This is a genomic window from Nocardia sp. NPDC051990, from assembly GCF_040680755.1.
Classification (GTDB): Bacteria; Actinomycetota; Actinomycetes; order Mycobacteriales; family Mycobacteriaceae; genus Nocardia.
Genome location: NZ_JBFAXH010000001.1, coordinates 361,050 through 376,693 on the forward strand (window position 1 = coordinate 361,050; position 15,644 = coordinate 376,693).

A 15,644-nucleotide genomic window follows, 5' to 3' on the forward strand; every position below is an offset into this window, starting at 1 on the left:
CTACGAACGGCCGTGAACGAGTAGGCGGGCCAAGCGGCGGTCCGGAGGTCGCAGCGCCCAGGAGGCGATCGTCAACGCGGTCAACCCGAGCAGCACAGTCACCTCGCCTCGCTCGTAACCAGTAGTCACGTGCGACACGATGGCTCCGGTGTACACGAAGAACGCACCCGCATACGCCCATTCTTTGCCGAGGCCGGTTCGCGGGGCAAGCAGTGTCACCGCGGCCAGAATCTTCCAAACACCCAGCAACACAAGGAAATACGTGGGATAGCCCAGATTTACGACAAGGTCGCGGACATACGGGATGCGCACGATATCCCAGATGCCGCCAACCCCCAGCTCCGCCGCTACCAGCACGGTCACCACCCAATAGGCAACGCCCCGGTAGTGCCTCACCGGCATCGACGTGAAGACACTCATATCAATACTGACGAATCGCGGGAGCCGGACATGCCACCGATCATTGATCAAGATCAGGTGGAACTGATGGAGGGCTACTCGGGCGATGCCGATAGATTCAACCTGATCTTGATCGCTGCTCACCACCCGCCCCGCCCACGCCGGGCACAAGCCGAATAACCAGCGAAATCGCCTCCAGGAGCTGATAATCGGCCGTTCGCCGATGCTATCGCCACTTCCAATCGACCAGTCCGGCGATCATGAGGGCGCCGCCCATTCCAGCCCCGCGGCCTCCGCCGCTTCGCCGAGTCGTTTGTCATACGCCACCAGCGCGGTCAGATCGGCCGCAAGTTCCAGCGCCGTGGCCAGATGGATCGAGTCGAGGCCCCGTACCGTCGCGGGCGATATCGCTGCCGCATTCGCGCGCACGATCCCATCCATTTCCAGTCTGTCCACGCGCGCGAGGACCGCGGGCACGTGGATCAGGTCAGCAGGCTCGGCGACACGCACCGCACGGACCAACTCGACCTCAACCAGGACGGAGGCAACCCAAGGCGTATCCGGGTGCTCATCCAGCCAGCGCACCAGCGCTTCGGACTCGGCTTCCAGGTGCACCAGTTTCACCAGCGCACTGGTGTGGAGGTACAGCATCAGTAGCGCTCATCGTCGCGCAGCGCCTGCACAGCCGCACTTGCGCGGCCTTCGTTATCGACCGGTTCCGCGCTCAGCCGGCGGCGAACCTCGGCGAGTAGGTCCGCGCGCCCCCTGCTCGCCGGGCGCATCCTTCCCTCGGTGATCATCCGCGCCCGGATATCTCGCTCAGGATCCACCGGTACGATGCGGCCGATGATCCGGCCGCGCTCGGTGATGTCGACCGTTTCGCCCGCCTTGACCAACGCCAGGCATCGGGCCGTGTGGTGCGAGAGCTCACGGATGGGGATGGCAGTCATGCCTGAAGCGTGTCACAAATATGTGCCACAAGGACAGAGCCGGCGTCGACCGCATCCCCTATTCCCGCAGCGGCACCGCGTGGGGTGTGCCAATCCCCTCAGGCGTGGCAGCCCCATGGCGGTCGTCTGCGGCATAGGGTCGGGATTATGACGACCGAGGAGACGCAGTACCGCATCGAGCACGACACCATGGGGGAAGTTCGGGTTCCCGTGCACGCGTTGTGGCGGGCACAGACCCAGCGGGCCGTGGAGAACTTTCCGATCAGCGGGCGTGGGTTGGAGCGGGCGCAGATCCGCGCCCTCGGCCTGCTCAAGGCGGCGTGTGCCAAGGTGAACAAGGATCTGGGACTGCTCGATCCGACCAAGGCGGATGCGATTATCGCCGCCGCCAACGAGATCGCCGACGGTCTGCACGACGACCAGTTCCCGATCGATGTCTTCCAGACCGGCTCGGGCACCAGCTCGAATATGAACGCCAACGAGGTGATCGCCTCGATCGCGAACGCCAACGGCGTGACGGTGCACCCGAACGACGACGTGAATATGTCGCAGTCGTCGAACGACACCTTCCCCACCGCCACCCATCTGGCCGCCACCGAGGCCGCGATCAAGGATCTGATCCCGGCGCTGGACCACCTGCGCCTGGCGCTGCTGGACAAGTCGACCGAATGGCGCACGATGGTGAAGTCCGGCCGCACTCACCTCATGGACGCCGTACCGGTGACTCTCGGCCAGGAGTTCGGCGGCTATACCCGCCAGGTAGCGGCGGGCATCGAACGCATTACAGCGGTACTGCCGCGGCTCGGCGAGCTGCCCATCGGCGGCACCGCGGTCGGCACGGGACTCAACGCGCCCGCGGGTTTCGGCGCGAAGGTCGTTGCCGAGCTCGTGCTGGCGACCGATATCGATGCACTCTCCGAGGCACAGGATCACTTCGAGGCGCAGGCTGCCCGTGACGGTCTGGTCGAGGCGTCCGGTGCACTGCGCACCATCGCGGTGAGCCTCACCAAGATCGCCAACGATATTCGTTGGATGGGTTCGGGCCCGCTGACCGGTCTCGGCGAACTCCAGCTGCCCGATCTGCAGCCCGGCAGTTCGATCATGCCGGGCAAGGTGAATCCGGTACTGCCCGAGGCGGTTACGCAGGTCGCCGCGCAGGTGATCGGCAATGACGCGACCGTCGCGTTCTCCGGTGCGAGCGGCGCGTTCGAGTTGAATGTCTACATCCCGGTGATGGCGCGCAATCTGCTCGAGTCGATTCGGCTGCTCGCCAATGTGTCCCGGCTGTTCGCCGATAAGTGCGTTCGCGGACTGGTCGCGAACGAGGATCATCTGCGCACTCTCGCGGAATCGTCACCGTCGATTGTGACGCCGCTGAATTCCGCTATCGGTTACGAAGAGGCGGCCGCGGTCGCGAAAGAGGCGCTGCGGCAAAAGAAGACCATCCGCCAGACCGTTATCGATCGCGGTCTGCTCGACGAGCAGCTCACCCTGGAAGAACTCGATCGCCGTTTGGATGTGCTGTCGATGGCCAAGGCCGAGGATGGAAAGTAGCCGGAATCGAGAAACCGGTCGGCGCACAAACCGTGCGCCGACCGGCATCAATGACCACGAGGGCCCGAATCAGGCCAACGATCCGGTCCGCAGCTGCGCGAGTTCCGCGCGTGCCTTCTCGCCCTCTGCACCGATATCGGTGCGGGTGAAGAACTCCCAGCGCTTCAGCAGCGGACCGAAAACCAATTCCCCCTCCTTGGCGCGGTCGTAGATGCCCGCCTCGGCCAGCGCATCGTCGCTGCTGCGCCCATCGGGCAACGTCACCGTCGGCACCTGGAATCGCAGCACGCTGTCGGTGATGGCGCGCATGGTCTGATCCGGTGCGATACCGAACGCCGCGCCGACCAGGTCGGCGAAGAAGATCGACTGCAGTTCATCGTCGGTTGCGATGCGCTCGGCGATGGCCGTGACCATCTCGTTCTCCCCGAGAGCCGCGGTGTTGCGATGCCGGATAGCGGCCGCCGCCTCCTCGAACGCACAGGTGGCGAGCACGTCGAGCAGGTGCAGGGCGGGACGCCGGAAGCCCTTGGTCATCTGGTCCATCCGCAACCGCTCCAACTGCACCGGGTCGACCGACCGGGTGACCATGAGGTAGTTGCGAATCAGGATCTCGTGTCGGTTCTCCTCGGCCGTCCACCGGCCGACCCAGCGCCACCACGATCCGGTGCGCAGGTATTTGCCGACCTCACGGTGGTACGAGGGCAGGTTGTCGGCTATGAGCACACTGACCGTCAACGCCAGCTTGGCGGTCTCGCTCAACTCGGATTGCTCAGGCTCCCAATCGATTCCGCCGAGGAACCCGAAATTGCGGCCATCGTCCCACGGCACATATTCGTGCGGCTGCCACCCGTCGGCGGCGGCGACATGGCGGCGCAAATTCAGCTCCACCTCGTCGGCGAGGGACGCGAGTAGTTCGCGATCGGTCAACAGAGTTTGCACTAGCACAACCTAGCGGCTGGGCCCGCGATGCGGGGATCTACGAATAGGGATCGGTACCGGCGTCCGAGCGTACAAGCACCAGGTCTTTCGAGCGAACCGCGAGTACTCACCAATGGTGACACGCGAACGCTCGGACGCCGGGGCCGGGATCAGGACTTCGGCGTGACGGTCGTATTGCCGTCCACCCAGGTGATAGTGCCGTCGACGAAGTCGCTCTGCTTGCCGCCGGGGATGTCCTTCTCGTCGCTGATCGGGTAGCCGAGCGTGCCGTCTGGACCGCCGATGTCCTCCCATGCCTTGCGGATTTCGCCCCAGACGATGTGCGCGCCGTTGTCCTTGCTCCAGACGATTGCGCCGCCGGTGAAGTCCTGCCACTTGCCGTCGTTGGGGGCATCCTCCTGTGTCTTCAGCGGCGCGCCGAGTGGACCGGCCGGACCGCCGGACTGCACGTACTTGTCGAAGATGATGCCGGATACGGTGATATCGCCGCCCTGGGTGGCGATCTTGGTCTCCTCCGCGGCGCCCGACATATGCTCCTCGCCGTGGGCCGCCGCTGTGGTGGTCGTCATGGATGCGGCGCTGCTCTTGTCCTTGTCGTCGTCCTTGCTGCAGCCGGCGGACAGCAGCAGTGCCGCGGCCGCGGTGACCGCGATGAATCCAGCCGTTCGTCGAGCGAAGTGGTGCATTTCCATCCTCTCGAAAGTGGCTACCGCAGACGCGGTGACGTCGCGGCTGTGTTGTTTCGAGCGACCTGCAAGCAGTCGCTACGGCTAGGTCGATGCCCGGCAACGGCCCGGCGAATCCAGGTAAGACTCGCCGGGCCGTTGATGAACAGGTATCACGCGAATACTACCCGCTCAATTGTGACTGGAAACACACACTGGATGGTTGCTGCTACCCGCTATGCGCTCGGGCCATACTCCTCCAACATCTCGGTCACCAGCGCCGCGATCGGCGACCGTTCGCTACGGGTCAGCGTGATGTGCGCGAAAAGCGGGTGCCCCTTGAGCTTTTCGATCACCGCGGCGACACCGTCGTGCCGGCCGACCCGCAGATTGTCGCGCTGGGCCACATCGTGGGTGAGCACGACGCGCGATCCGGTGCCCAGTCGGCTGAGCACCGTCAGCAGGACATTGCGCTCCAGCGACTGCGCCTCATCCACGATCACGAACGAATCGTGCAGCGAGCGACCGCGAATGTGGGTGAGCGGCAAGACTTCCAACATATCGCGGCTGAGCACCTCCTCCATCACCTCGCGACTGGCCAGCCCGTCGAGGGTGTCGAAGACCGCCTGTGCCCACGGGCCCATCTTCTCGCTCTCCGATCCCGGCAGATAGCCGAGATCCTGCCCACCGACCGCGTACAGCGGACGGAACACCACCACCTTGCGTTGTGTGCGCCGCTCGAGCACCGCCTCCAAACCGGCCGTCAAGGCCAGCGCCGACTTGCCGGTACCGGCCCGGCCGCCGAGCGAGACGATGCCGACGCTCTCGTCCAACAGCAGATCCAGCGCGATGCGCTGTTCGGCCGAACGACCGTGCAGTCCGAACGCCTCACGTTCACGTACCAACTGCACCCGCTTGTCCGGCGTGACCCGGCCCAGGGCACTGGAGCTTGCGCTGAGCAACCGGATTCCGGTGTGGCACGGCAGTTCCCGCGCCTCGTCCAGATCGATCACAGCGTCGCTGTAGAGCTGATCGATCAGTGTTTTGGCGACATCGATCTCCGCCATTCCGGACCAGCCGGAGGTCACCACGTCCTGGGCGTGGTATTCGTCGGCGTGCAAACCCACCGCACTCGCCTTGACGCGCAAGGGAATATCCTTGGATACCAGCACCACCTGACGGCCCTCGGCCGCCAGATTGAGCGCACAGGCCAGGATGCGGGAGTCATTGGTGTCGGTGCGGAATCCGACCGGGAGTACCGCGGGGTCGGTGTGGTTGAGTTCCACCTGCAGCGTTCCGCCCTCGGTGCCGATCGGCACCTGCTGATCCAGCCTGCCGTGCCGCAGACGCAGATCGTCGAGGTTGCGCAGGGCTTCCCGCGCGAACCAGCCCAGTTCGTGATGATGGCGTTTGCCTTCGAGTTCGCTGATCACGACCAGCGGTAATACGACATCGTGTTCGCCGAACCTGGTAAAAGCCCAGGGATCCGACAGGAGAACCGAGGTGTCGATGACGAAGGATTTCGCACCGGAATTCTGGGAATGCGAGGGGCGGGCCCCCTTCGCGGCGGCTTCGCCTTTCGCGGAGCTGGAGTGCGCCGAGGGAGCGGGAACGGAGCGTGCAGCAGTCACGGTGGGCTCCTTTATGTTCGCGCGGCACCCGCACGAACGATCTCGCTGGACCGGTCCGTCCTGATGGGATCCGACTTGCGTCAGATGCCACAAGGGCCGGGTGCCGGCCCCCTCGTACTGATCAGCTCAGTCACGGTTCAGGACCTCCCGTACGAGCCACACCTACGCGGCCCGCACCAACGACGCTACCGCCGACTGCACGGTCCGCGCTCGGGCACCGGTAGGCGTGTCCGTGAATTTGTCGTTAACCGCACGACCGCAATTGCCTGCCGGTCACTCGAAAGGCCAGGGTACGAGGGATAGAGTCGCAGGTATGGCCGGTAACGAGGAGTTGGAAAAGCTGTCGTCCAAGGAACTGCACGACCGTGCGGTCCGGCTTGCGGCGCGGCGCGGCGACATCAAATATCTGTGGCGGCTACTGAAGTCGATCCCCGCCGCCGAGGCGGCCGCGGGCGATCTCGGCGAGAGCGAGGCCGATATCAAATATGTATTGCCGATGATCGACGACTACATCCACGCGGGCGACGGCCGGATCGCCGAAGTCCTGCGCCCCTACTACCTCGATTACCTCACCAAACACACCTGAGTTCAGCGCTGAGGCAATGCGGCGCGGACGAGGCCGACGGCAGTGCCGCGCAGGAAGTTCTCCCAGCTGAAGTGGTCGTGCCACAGGATGATTCGGCCGTCGCACAGTTCGAAGGTGCCGCAGACCCAGAATGCGATCCGTAGCGGGCCGACGCGCAGGATATCGGTGCGGTCGGTCAGTACGAAGTCGCCGTCGGCGGCGATGTGATGCATCTCGGCGGCGAAGCCGATGGTGTCGCGGTTCAGCCCGCGCAGGATCTTGCGAGTGAGGCCGCCGCCGACTGTCGGCAATGAGGTGTTCTTCCAGACGACATCGGGGTGCAGGAGCTCCAGCGCCTCCTCCACCGCACCGATCTCGAGTGCGGCGAAGAACTCTCGCACCGTCGTGATCGCGTCCTGCTCGAGTTCGAGTTCGTCGCTCATGCCGGCACCTCGCTGACGCTCGGCTCCGGCATGACCGACCTCGTCGGCTGTGTTGATGTTCGCTCGCTGCGCTCACTCATGCACTGAGCCTATGCCGCTACGGTCGGCGGCGGTCGGCGATAAGGACACCCAGACCATCGAGAATTCGGTCGATGCCGAAGCTCAACGCATCCCCCGGGCCCTCGCCATCGGGTGGTTCGCCGGTGGCGGCGGCCTCCTCGGCGAAGGCTGCGGAGACCAGGGGAAACCGGTCACCGGCGGCGGCCATCATCGCGACGAACTGGCCCGCGATCTGCTGCGCCGTCTCCTGCCGGTCCGCGGTCGTCACCTGCTGCACCAGACTGCGGATGTGCCCGTTGAGCAGCACGATGGTGTCCAGTTGCTCGGGGCCGGTCAACCCGGTGCCGTCGAGCGCCGTCAGCGCGGCATTCATCCAGCCCATCTCATGCGGGCCGATCGCACGCGCGCCAATGGTCAGACCGATCGACCAGGGGTGCGCGCGGTAGCGCTCGAAGAGCGTCTCGGCCCAGCGGCGCAGTCCGGCCCGCCACTGCTGCTCATCCGAATCCTGGTGCGTCGCAATGATATCCGGCGGATCCCCGATCGCGGTATCCACCATCAGCGCGGTGAGCTGCTCCTTGCCCGGCACATACCGATACAGCGACATCTTGGTGAAGCCGAGGCGTTCGGCCAGCCGCTGCATGGACAGGTTCGCCAGCCCTTCGGCATCGGCCAGGGCGATGGCCTCCGCGACGATCCCCTCCAGTGACAGCGCGGGCTTGGGGCCGCGCTTGGGCCGCTGCGTGGCGCCCCAGAGCAGTTCGATGGTGGTCGGTGCAGGCATTTCCACATCCTTACGCATTGCGCGTTGACAAGTAACTGTGTCCACCATACGCTAATTTGCGTGTCCTTCGGATACAGATTCCATCGGACACAGATACCGACCTTGGAGACATCATGCGCAACAAGACCGTTCTCATCTCCGGCGCGAGCATCGCCGGCCCCGCACTCGCCTATTGGCTCAGCCGCTACGGCTTCGAGGTCACCGTGGTCGAGCGCGCACCGCGGTTGCGTTCCGGCGGCCAAGCCGTCGACTTCACCGGCGAAACGCACCACAAGGTGCTCGAGCGGATGGGCATCCTGGACCAGATCTACGCACACCGGACTGGCACCACCGACACCGTGTTCGTCGATGAGGACGGCGCCCAGTTGGCCGTCGTGTCCGGCGATTTCGCCGGCGGCGACGTGGAGATCCTGCGCGGGGACCTGGCGCGGATCATGTACGAAAAGACCTACCAGAACTGCGAATACGTATTCGGCGACTCGATCAGCGCGCTGACCGAGACCGACGACGGTGTGTGGGTCGAATTCGACAAGGGCGCGCCGGGCGGCTTCGATCTGGTCTTCGGCGCCGATGGAATCCATTCGCGGGTACGGCGTCTGGCGTTCGGACCGGAAAAGGAATTCGTCAAGCACCTCGGCCACTACTACTGCGTCGCGGGCGCGAGCCCATGGGCGACCAAGTCCGAAGGTACCCCCGAGCGGATGACGGCCTACGGCTACAACGAGCCGGGCAGATGCGTTATCACCGGCGGCTCGAAGACACAGCAGCTCTACATCTTCGCCTCGTCCGAACTCGACTATGCCCGTGACGACATCGAGGCGCAGCGACACATCATCGAGGAGACCTTCGCCGACGTCGGCTGGGAGGCGCCACGCATGCTCGCCGAAATGGCGGAGTTCGACAACTTCTTCCTGGACTCGATCAGCATGGTGCGCAAGATGAAGAGTTACAGCCGGGGCCGGGTCGCGCTGGTCGGCGATTCGGGTTACGGAAATACCCTGGGCGGCTTCGGAACCGGCCTCGCGGTGCAGGGCGCCTACATCATGGCCGGGGAACTCGCGCTCGCCGACGGCGACTACCGGACGGCCTTCGCGCGCTACGACGAGCTCATGCACTCGCTCGGCAAACTCGCGGACTACAGCAATGCGGGCCGCTTCTTCGCGCCGAAGACCGCGCTCGGCATCAAGTTCCGCAACTGGTTCCTGCACTCGTGGATGTTCGACAAGATGGTGAAAATGACCGAGAACGTCAAGACCATCGAGCTGCCGGACTACCCTGCGCTGGTCGCGGCCGCCAAGGCGAACTGACACCGGCACCCTTCGGCCGACCGCATGGTCTGGCGGAATCGGCTCTGTTTCGATGGAACCGGGGTGGGGTCGAGTGCGTCTAAAGAGTCAGACGGCACTGACGGAAGGGGCTGCCTCGGCCATGACAGCACAGATGGACGGCCGCGCGATCACCAATCCCGAGAACGCGCAGAACTTTTCGCACGCGGAGATCAAACAGGCGGCCGACCGGATGAATCCGGACGAACTGGACGGCGCGTTCGATGCCTGGGCCGCCATCGCGGCAGCGGTGACCAAGGCCGGGCAGCAGTTCGAAACCGCGATTCAGCAAGCGGTGGACCAACATTGGGAGGGCGCGGCGGCCGATCGGGCGGTGCGTGGCATTCGGGAGTATGCCGCGCGCGTCGGTGAGCTGGGTGAGTCGCTGGATCAGCAGTCGACGCCGCTATCGGCGGCGGCGAGTGCCGCGGGGCGGTTCAAGGTGGCGGTGCCGCCGGTGGTGGATACCTCGGATAACCCGCGGGGGACGGAGTTGCGGAATTCGCAGGAGGAGCAGGCTCGGGATGATATGAGCACGCTGTATATCCAGCCGTATGGGAATACAGCGCCGTCGATTCCGACGTTGCCGCCGCCGGTTGATCCGATTTCCGTGCGGCCGGGGGTGGTTCCAAGGATTTCGCCCGGTGGGACCGAGGATTCGGCTAAGGCTGGGAATCCGGGTAACGCGGAGGGCACCAGTGGGAGCGAAGGAACGGGTGTGGCCGAGCAGACCGGCGCGGCCGAGCAGACCGGCAAGGCGGAAGAAACCGGTCAGGCCGAGGACACCGGCAAGGTGGAAGGCAACGGGGCTCTGGAAGGGACGGGTAGACACGAAGCTGTTGCCCCGCAATCTATTGTGTCAACTCAGAACAATGGCTCGTCGACCGCGCCAGCCTCGACGGCGTATACGTCCACGAGTTCGACCATCCCCTCGGCGGTCGGTCCGCCGATGCCACCGACCACCAGCACGTCCGCCGGGATCGCGCCGGGGATCTCGAACGTGGCGGGCGCCTCCACCAGTCCCGGCAATCCGCCCAGTCCAGGTGGTACGCCCGATACCGGCGGGACTCCGAGTCCTGGCAAGTCGGTGCCAGGCACCACACCGGGAGCCACGGCGGCTCATCCCGCCACCAGTACGCCGAGTCGGGTGAGCGCCACGGGTACCGCCGGATACTCCGGGATGTATCCGCCGAGCGCGCGTGGCCGACGGGGCGAGGACGGTGAGCACAAGTCGGCGACGTACCTGCGCACCGAAGAGCACGGCGAGCAGCTGATCGGCGAGGTCGAGAAGACCGTGCCGCCCGTCCTGGGGGCGCAATGATGACGCAGTGGACCTTGTCCGCCGAGCAGTTCGCGGCGGCCTGGTTCGGCACCGGCCTCGATCGCATGCCCTTTCCGTTTCGCTTCACCAGCCGCTTTCCCGGACTCCACGAATATCGCGCCTACCAGCGACAATTCCGCACGGAGCTGGCCCGCGAGGACAATGCTTCGCTACAGCGCGCCATCGGGGTGCTCGCCAGACCCGAGTGGCGCATCGAACTCTTCGGCATCGACAACACCCGCGGCGGGCTCGAACTGCGCGCCATCGGCTGCGCCACCCGCACCGGACCGGGCGTCATCGCGCTGCAAGCACCGGCACCGGATGGCGGCAAGGTGCGGCTGCGCCGGGTCCGCGTCGACCAACTCGCCACCGAACTGATCCGCCTGCTCCCCGATCCGCCATCCGGCACCGCGGCCGAAAAGAGTTATCTCCTGGACGATCTCAACGACGACCGCCCCGACCCCTTCGGCAACTCCCCGTCCTGCGCCATCCAGGATCGCTACCGCCGCTTCTGGCGCCAACCCTGCGATACCAGCGGCACCGCCACAGTCCTGGTCGGCCCGCGCAATGCCGACCCCCTGTGCACCGGGAAACTCCGCTGGATCGACACGAAGGCGGGGCGCTACTGCGAAGTTCCCGCCAACCACGCACTCATGATCCGCCCCGGTACCAGCGCCGATATCGCCCGGTACCTCGACGAGTCCATCGTCCGAGCGAAAGTCCGCATGGACCAGTAGCCCACCCCAGCGCCACGCGGGGGTGATCGCACCGCAGAGCAATCGAAGTGATCAAGATCAGGTGGCGCTGGTGGCGGGCCTTCTCGGGCAATGCCGCCATGGATTCCACTTGATCTTGGTTGCTAGGGGGACCGCCGCGTGCGAACGGGGGCCGTTGGTGCGCGGCTGGATTCCCAGGCGGATCGAAGCCGGGCTCAGCCGAGCAGGTGCCAGTCCTCGAGGCCGTTGTAGAGGGGTAGGTCCCGGGCCAGTTTGGTGACGCGGGCGCGCAGGGTGTCGACATCGGAGCCGCCGGCGAGTGCGGTGGCGATGATGTCGGCGACCTCGGTGAATTCGGCATCGCCGAAGCCGCGGGTGGCAAGCGCGGCGGTGCCGATACGCAGGCCGGAGGTCACCATCGGCGGGCGCGGGTCGAATGGAACTGCATTGCGGTTGACGGTGATTCCGATTTCGTGCAGCAGATCCTCACCCTGCTGACCGTCGATCTCGGAGTTGCGCAGGTCGACCAGCACGAGGTGCACATCGGTCCCGCCGGTGAGCACGCTGATGCCCTTGTCCTTGACATCCGCGCCGCCGAGCCGCTCGGCCAGGATCTTGGCACCCGACAGGGTGCGCTCCTGACGTTCCTTGAATTCGGCGCTCGCGGCGATCTTGAACGCGACCGCCTTGGCGGCGATCACATGCATGAGCGGACCGCCCTGCTGACCAGGGAACACCGAGCTGTTGAGCTTCTTGGCGTACTCCTGCTTGGCCAGGATCAGCCCGGAACGCGGACCGCCCAGGGTCTTGTGCACGGTGGAGGACACCACATCGGCGTAAGGCACCGGCGAGGGGTGCAGACCGGCCGCGACCAGACCGGCGAAGTGCGCCATATCGACCCACAGCTTCGCGCCGACCTCATCGGCGATCTCCCGGAATGCGGCGAAATCCTGGTGCCGCGGGTAGGCCGACCAACCGGCGACGATCACCTTCGGACGCGAGCTGAGCGCGGTCTTGCGCAGCTCCTCCATATCGATGCGGTGGTCTTCCTTGCTGACCCCGTACGAGTGCACCTCGTAGAGCTTGCCGGAGAAGTTCAGCCGCATGCCGTGGGTGAGGTGACCGCCGTGCGCGAGGTCGAGGCCGAGCAGCCGGTCGCCGGGCTCCATCAGCGCCATCAGTACCGCGGCATTCGCCTGCGCGCCGGAATGCGGCTGCACATTGGCGAATTCGGCGCCGAAGAGTTCCTTGGCGCGATCGCGGGCGAGGGTTTCGACGACATCGACGTGCTCGCAGCCGCCGTAGTAGCGACGGCCCGGGTAGCCCTCGGCGTACTTGTTGGTGAGCACGCTGCCCTGCGCCTGCAGCACCGCGCGCGGCACGAAGTTCTCCGAGGCGATCATCTCGAGGGTGTCGCGTTCGCGGGCGAGTTCGCCTGCCATCGCGGCAGCGAGCTCCGGATCGAGCTCACCGAGGGATTGGGAATTGACAGAGGCGGTCGTCTGCGTCACCCGGTCGAGTCTATTGGCCGTCCGCGCCGCGCCGATCAGGGGGCTCTGTGTCTCGGTGTGCATCGCAACCTCCGTAGTCCGGATGCTTCGGGATGCGCACCCCGAAGCCCATGGGCCCGGCACCCAGGCGCGCGGTGCGGGGCGAGGGTGCTTCCCGGTGGTTGCTTCCACCTCGAGTGCGCCAGTCGCGTGGCCTCATCTTATCCGGCGGCACACGGCGGGCCGAGCCCTGTCGAGCCCCGGGTACACCGGACCGCAACAAGGGGGTGAGGTGGACTTGCGCATCGTCGAGCGGCCGAGCGGATTTCAGCGCTCGGGCATACCCGCTATAGCGACCAAGATTGTCCACACCCCGAGGAGACGCCATGCTGAACCTGGTCTCGATCCCGACGTCCCACTCGATGCCTACTGCGTCGCCCTGTCCCAGTTGAACTGCACCATCTCCAGGAGTGGCGGCAGCGCCGTCATCCGGTAATCACATGGCGCGGAGCGCCCCTGGGGTGAGGGGTTCGTCGAGGAGGCGGCAGAAGCGGTCGGCGCGGTCGTCGGCGTCGACGGCGCGATCCAGCCAGCTACCGAGCAGGCGGTAGCCCTCGACGTAGGTACTGATGTAGGCGCGCCAGAGGGGCGAGGACAGGAAGCGCAGGGACTGACGGGCGCGTTCCTGGGTGGTCAGGCCCCAGCGCTGCAGGAATCCGACGACCTCATCGACATCGCGGTGCTGATCGTGCAGCAGTAGCGCGGCATCCTGCCGGACCCCGAGCAATGCGGCCGAGGCATTCGAAAGCTGTTCGGCGCGTTCCCCTTCGAAACGCAGACCAAGATCGGCGTAGATCTCCTGCGCCCACTTGCCCCAACCGGGTCCGACGATCGAGCGCAGCGCCAGATCCGCCAGCCCCTCCGCCATCAGGCACTGCGGGGTATTCACGAGGAACAGCGTTTGCTCGGCCTGTCCGTTCGCGACCAGGCCGGCCTCCTTGCGGCAGTGCTCGGTGTGATGTCCCGGATAGGACTCGTGCGCGACGAGGCCGGGCAGATTCGCCAAATGCTGTTTGAGATCGGAGTTGATCGCCACCCTGGAGTGGTAATTGCCCAGATAGTAATTGAAGCCGGACCAGGGCTTATCCCCCACCACCTCATACGTGACGTGCTCGTGGTCGGGCAGTGGAAAACGCTCGCGCACCCGTTCCCGCAGCGCACTCGAGAACGCCTCGACGCACACACTCAACCGCTCCGGCGGAATCTCATCGGCCTTGTGGAATGCGGTCACCCGCTCGGCGAGCGGGCCGTCACCGAGTAGCACATCGTCCATCTGCCGGTGCGCGTCGCGGTAGTCCTCGACATTGCCGGGTGCGATATCGACATCGAAGTAGGCGCGCACCTCATCGACGAACCCGATGTCGTCCCCGGCGAACTTGCGACCGGAGCATTCCAGCGCACGCAGGTGCGCATCGAGGAATTCGGTCCGCTGTCGCGACAGTCCGGCCGCGGGCAGTTCCGCACGCAATGCCCCCGCCCGCCGAGCCAAATCGCGCGGTTCGGGCACTGGCGCGTTCTCGACCTCGCGACGCAGCGCGGGATCACCGGTATAGACGTCGACGAAACCGTCCTCCAGCCGGTCGAATGCCAAGCCGAGACGCAGGTACTCGGTCACGAGGGGATGCGCTTCCATGCCCGCCGACATTAGCCGCTGACGGCCTCGTCATCGACCGTTACCACCCGGTATCGACACCCCGCGTTTCACACGATGCTGACGCAGAGCAGAATTCGGCTATGCAAGAGCTGGACCGAATCTCATACAGCCGGCGCGCGACGTATGCGTGTTTGTCTGAACGGAGTGTCGGGTAAGTGGCACGAATGAGCGAGCCGAGTCCGTATGTGGAATTCGACCGGAAACAGTGGCGGACCCTGCGTAAATCGACTCCCCTGGTGCTCACCGAGGAAGAACTGATCGGTCTTCGCGGCCTCGGCGAACAGATCGATCTGGAAGAGGTCGCCGAGGTCTACCTCCCGCTCGCTCGCCTCATTCATCTGCAAGTCGCCGCACGTCAGCGGCTGTTCGCGGCGACCGCAACCTTTCTCGGGGAGACCCATCCCGATCAGCAGGTGCCATTCGTGATCGGTGTCGCCGGCAGTGTCGCGGTCGGAAAATCCACCACCGCCCGTGTGCTTCAGGCCCTGCTCGCGCGATGGGATCACCATCCGCGTGTGGATTTGGTCACAACCGACGGATTCCTATATCCCACCGCGGAACTGACGCGGCGCGGCATCATGCACCGCAAGGGTTTTCCGGAAAGCTACGACCGCCGCAAACTACTGCGCTTCGTCACCGAGGTGAAATCCGGTGCGGCCGAAGTATGTGCACCGGTGTATTCACATATCTCCTACGACATCGTGCCGGGCAATTTCCACTGCGTGACTCAGCCCGACATTCTCATCGTGGAAGGTCTCAACGTGTTGCAGACCGGTCCACGGTTGATGGTCTCGGATCTGTTCGACTTCTCGATCTACGTCGATGCGCGCATCGAGGACATCGAGAACTGGTATGTGCAACGGTTTCTCACCCTGCGCGAGACCGCCTTCGCCGATCCGAACGCACATTTTCACCACTACGCGGGCTTCACCGACGACCAGGCGACAGCCGCCGCGAAGGAAATCTGGAACTCCACCAATCGGCCCAATCTGGTGGACAACATCCTGCCCACCCGTCCGCGCGCGACGCTGGTGCTGCGCAAGGACGCCGACCACAGCATCAACCGGCTGCGGCTGCGCAAGCTCTGA

At 65.2% G+C, this 15,644-nt stretch carries 16 protein-coding genes; 6 read left to right on the forward strand and 10 right to left on the reverse strand.

Annotated features, from left to right (window positions below):
- The 3 genes from AB0L63_RS01710 to AB0L63_RS01720 form a co-directional block, all read right to left on the reverse strand.
- The gene (locus AB0L63_RS01710; RefSeq protein ID WP_364493160.1) at positions 1–420 is read right to left on the reverse strand and encodes a DoxX family protein; all 420 of its coding nucleotides are present in this window, start codon (positions 418–420) and stop codon (positions 1–3) included.
- 237 nt (positions 421–657) lie between these two features.
- The gene (locus AB0L63_RS01715; RefSeq protein ID WP_364493162.1) at positions 658–1,050 is read right to left on the reverse strand and encodes a type II toxin-antitoxin system VapC family toxin; all 393 of its coding nucleotides are present in this window, start codon (positions 1,048–1,050) and stop codon (positions 658–660) included.
- Positions 1,050–1,349 carry a hypothetical protein gene (locus tag AB0L63_RS01720; protein WP_364493164.1) on the reverse strand — a complete coding sequence of 100 codons (300 nt, stop codon included), beginning with the start codon at positions 1,347–1,349 and terminating at the stop codon, positions 1,050–1,052. Before AB0L63_RS01720 ends, AB0L63_RS01715 begins: the two co-directional genes overlap by 1 nt.
- 147 nt (positions 1,350–1,496) lie before the next feature.
- On the opposite strand from AB0L63_RS01720, the gene AB0L63_RS01725 reads away from it, so the two are divergent.
- A complete protein-coding gene (locus AB0L63_RS01725; RefSeq protein WP_364493166.1) occupies positions 1,497–2,903 on the forward strand; it encodes a class II fumarate hydratase in 1,407 nt (468 codons plus the stop codon).
- 69 nt (positions 2,904–2,972) lie between these two features.
- Here the strand turns inward: AB0L63_RS01725 and AB0L63_RS01730 are convergent, their stop codons facing one another.
- From AB0L63_RS01730 to AB0L63_RS01740, 3 genes are all read right to left on the reverse strand, one after another.
- Positions 2,973–3,842: an acyl-ACP desaturase gene (locus tag AB0L63_RS01730; protein WP_364493168.1), complete on the reverse strand. Its 870-nt coding sequence runs from the start codon at positions 3,840–3,842 to the stop codon at positions 2,973–2,975.
- Between the two features lie 149 nt (positions 3,843–3,991).
- On the reverse strand, positions 3,992–4,528 hold the full coding sequence (locus AB0L63_RS01735) for an esterase (RefSeq protein WP_364493170.1): 537 nt from the start codon (positions 4,526–4,528) through the stop codon (positions 3,992–3,994).
- A gap of 215 nt (positions 4,529–4,743) precedes the next feature.
- A complete protein-coding gene (locus AB0L63_RS01740) occupies positions 4,744–6,138 on the reverse strand; it encodes a PhoH family protein (RefSeq protein ID WP_364493172.1) in 1,395 nt (464 codons plus the stop codon).
- A 313-nt stretch (positions 6,139–6,451) separates the two neighbouring features.
- Here AB0L63_RS01740 and AB0L63_RS01745 point away from each other — a divergent pair, with 313 nt between their 5' ends.
- Positions 6,452–6,724, forward strand: a complete 273-nt coding sequence (locus AB0L63_RS01745; RefSeq protein WP_364493174.1) for a hypothetical protein — start codon at positions 6,452–6,454, stop codon at positions 6,722–6,724.
- A gap of 2 nt (positions 6,725–6,726) precedes the next feature.
- On the opposite strand, the gene AB0L63_RS01750 is transcribed toward AB0L63_RS01745, so the two are convergent.
- Both AB0L63_RS01750 and AB0L63_RS01755 read right to left on the reverse strand, forming a co-directional pair.
- Positions 6,727–7,146 carry a limonene-1,2-epoxide hydrolase family protein gene (locus tag AB0L63_RS01750; RefSeq protein WP_364493176.1) on the reverse strand — a complete coding sequence of 140 codons (420 nt, stop codon included), beginning with the start codon at positions 7,144–7,146 and terminating at the stop codon, positions 6,727–6,729.
- Between the two features lie 97 nt (positions 7,147–7,243).
- A complete protein-coding gene (locus AB0L63_RS01755; RefSeq protein WP_364493178.1) occupies positions 7,244–7,990 on the reverse strand; it encodes a TetR/AcrR family transcriptional regulator in 747 nt (248 codons plus the stop codon).
- A gap of 113 nt (positions 7,991–8,103) precedes the next feature.
- Between AB0L63_RS01755 and AB0L63_RS01760 the strand changes: the two genes are divergently transcribed.
- The 3 genes from AB0L63_RS01760 (at position 8,104) to AB0L63_RS01770 (ending at position 11,373) form a co-directional block, all read left to right on the forward strand.
- Complete coding sequence (locus AB0L63_RS01760; protein ID WP_364493180.1) at positions 8,104–9,297, forward strand: FAD-dependent monooxygenase; 1,194 nt, start codon at positions 8,104–8,106, stop codon at positions 9,295–9,297.
- 121 nt (positions 9,298–9,418) lie between these two features.
- Positions 9,419–10,636 carry a hypothetical protein gene (locus tag AB0L63_RS01765; RefSeq protein WP_364493182.1) on the forward strand — a complete coding sequence of 406 codons (1,218 nt, stop codon included), beginning with the start codon at positions 9,419–9,421 and terminating at the stop codon, positions 10,634–10,636.
- On the forward strand, positions 10,636–11,373 hold the full coding sequence (locus AB0L63_RS01770) for an ESX secretion-associated protein EspG (RefSeq protein ID WP_364493184.1): 738 nt from the start codon (positions 10,636–10,638) through the stop codon (positions 11,371–11,373). Before AB0L63_RS01765 ends, AB0L63_RS01770 begins: the two co-directional genes overlap by 1 nt.
- Before the next feature lie 194 nt (positions 11,374–11,567).
- Here the strand turns inward: AB0L63_RS01770 and glyA are convergent, their stop codons facing one another.
- Positions 11,568–12,863 (reverse strand): serine hydroxymethyltransferase, encoded by a 1,296-nt coding sequence (gene glyA / locus AB0L63_RS01775; RefSeq protein WP_364493186.1) that lies wholly within the window; start codon positions 12,861–12,863, stop codon positions 11,568–11,570.
- A gap of 475 nt (positions 12,864–13,338) precedes the next feature.
- On the reverse strand, positions 13,339–14,535 hold the full coding sequence (locus AB0L63_RS01780; protein ID WP_364493188.1) for a DUF885 domain-containing protein: 1,197 nt from the start codon (positions 14,533–14,535) through the stop codon (positions 13,339–13,341).
- 176 nt (positions 14,536–14,711) lie between these two features.
- Here AB0L63_RS01780 and coaA point away from each other — a divergent pair, with 176 nt between their 5' ends.
- Positions 14,712–15,644 (forward strand): type I pantothenate kinase, encoded by a 933-nt coding sequence (gene coaA / locus AB0L63_RS01785; protein ID WP_364493189.1) that lies wholly within the window; start codon positions 14,712–14,714, stop codon positions 15,642–15,644.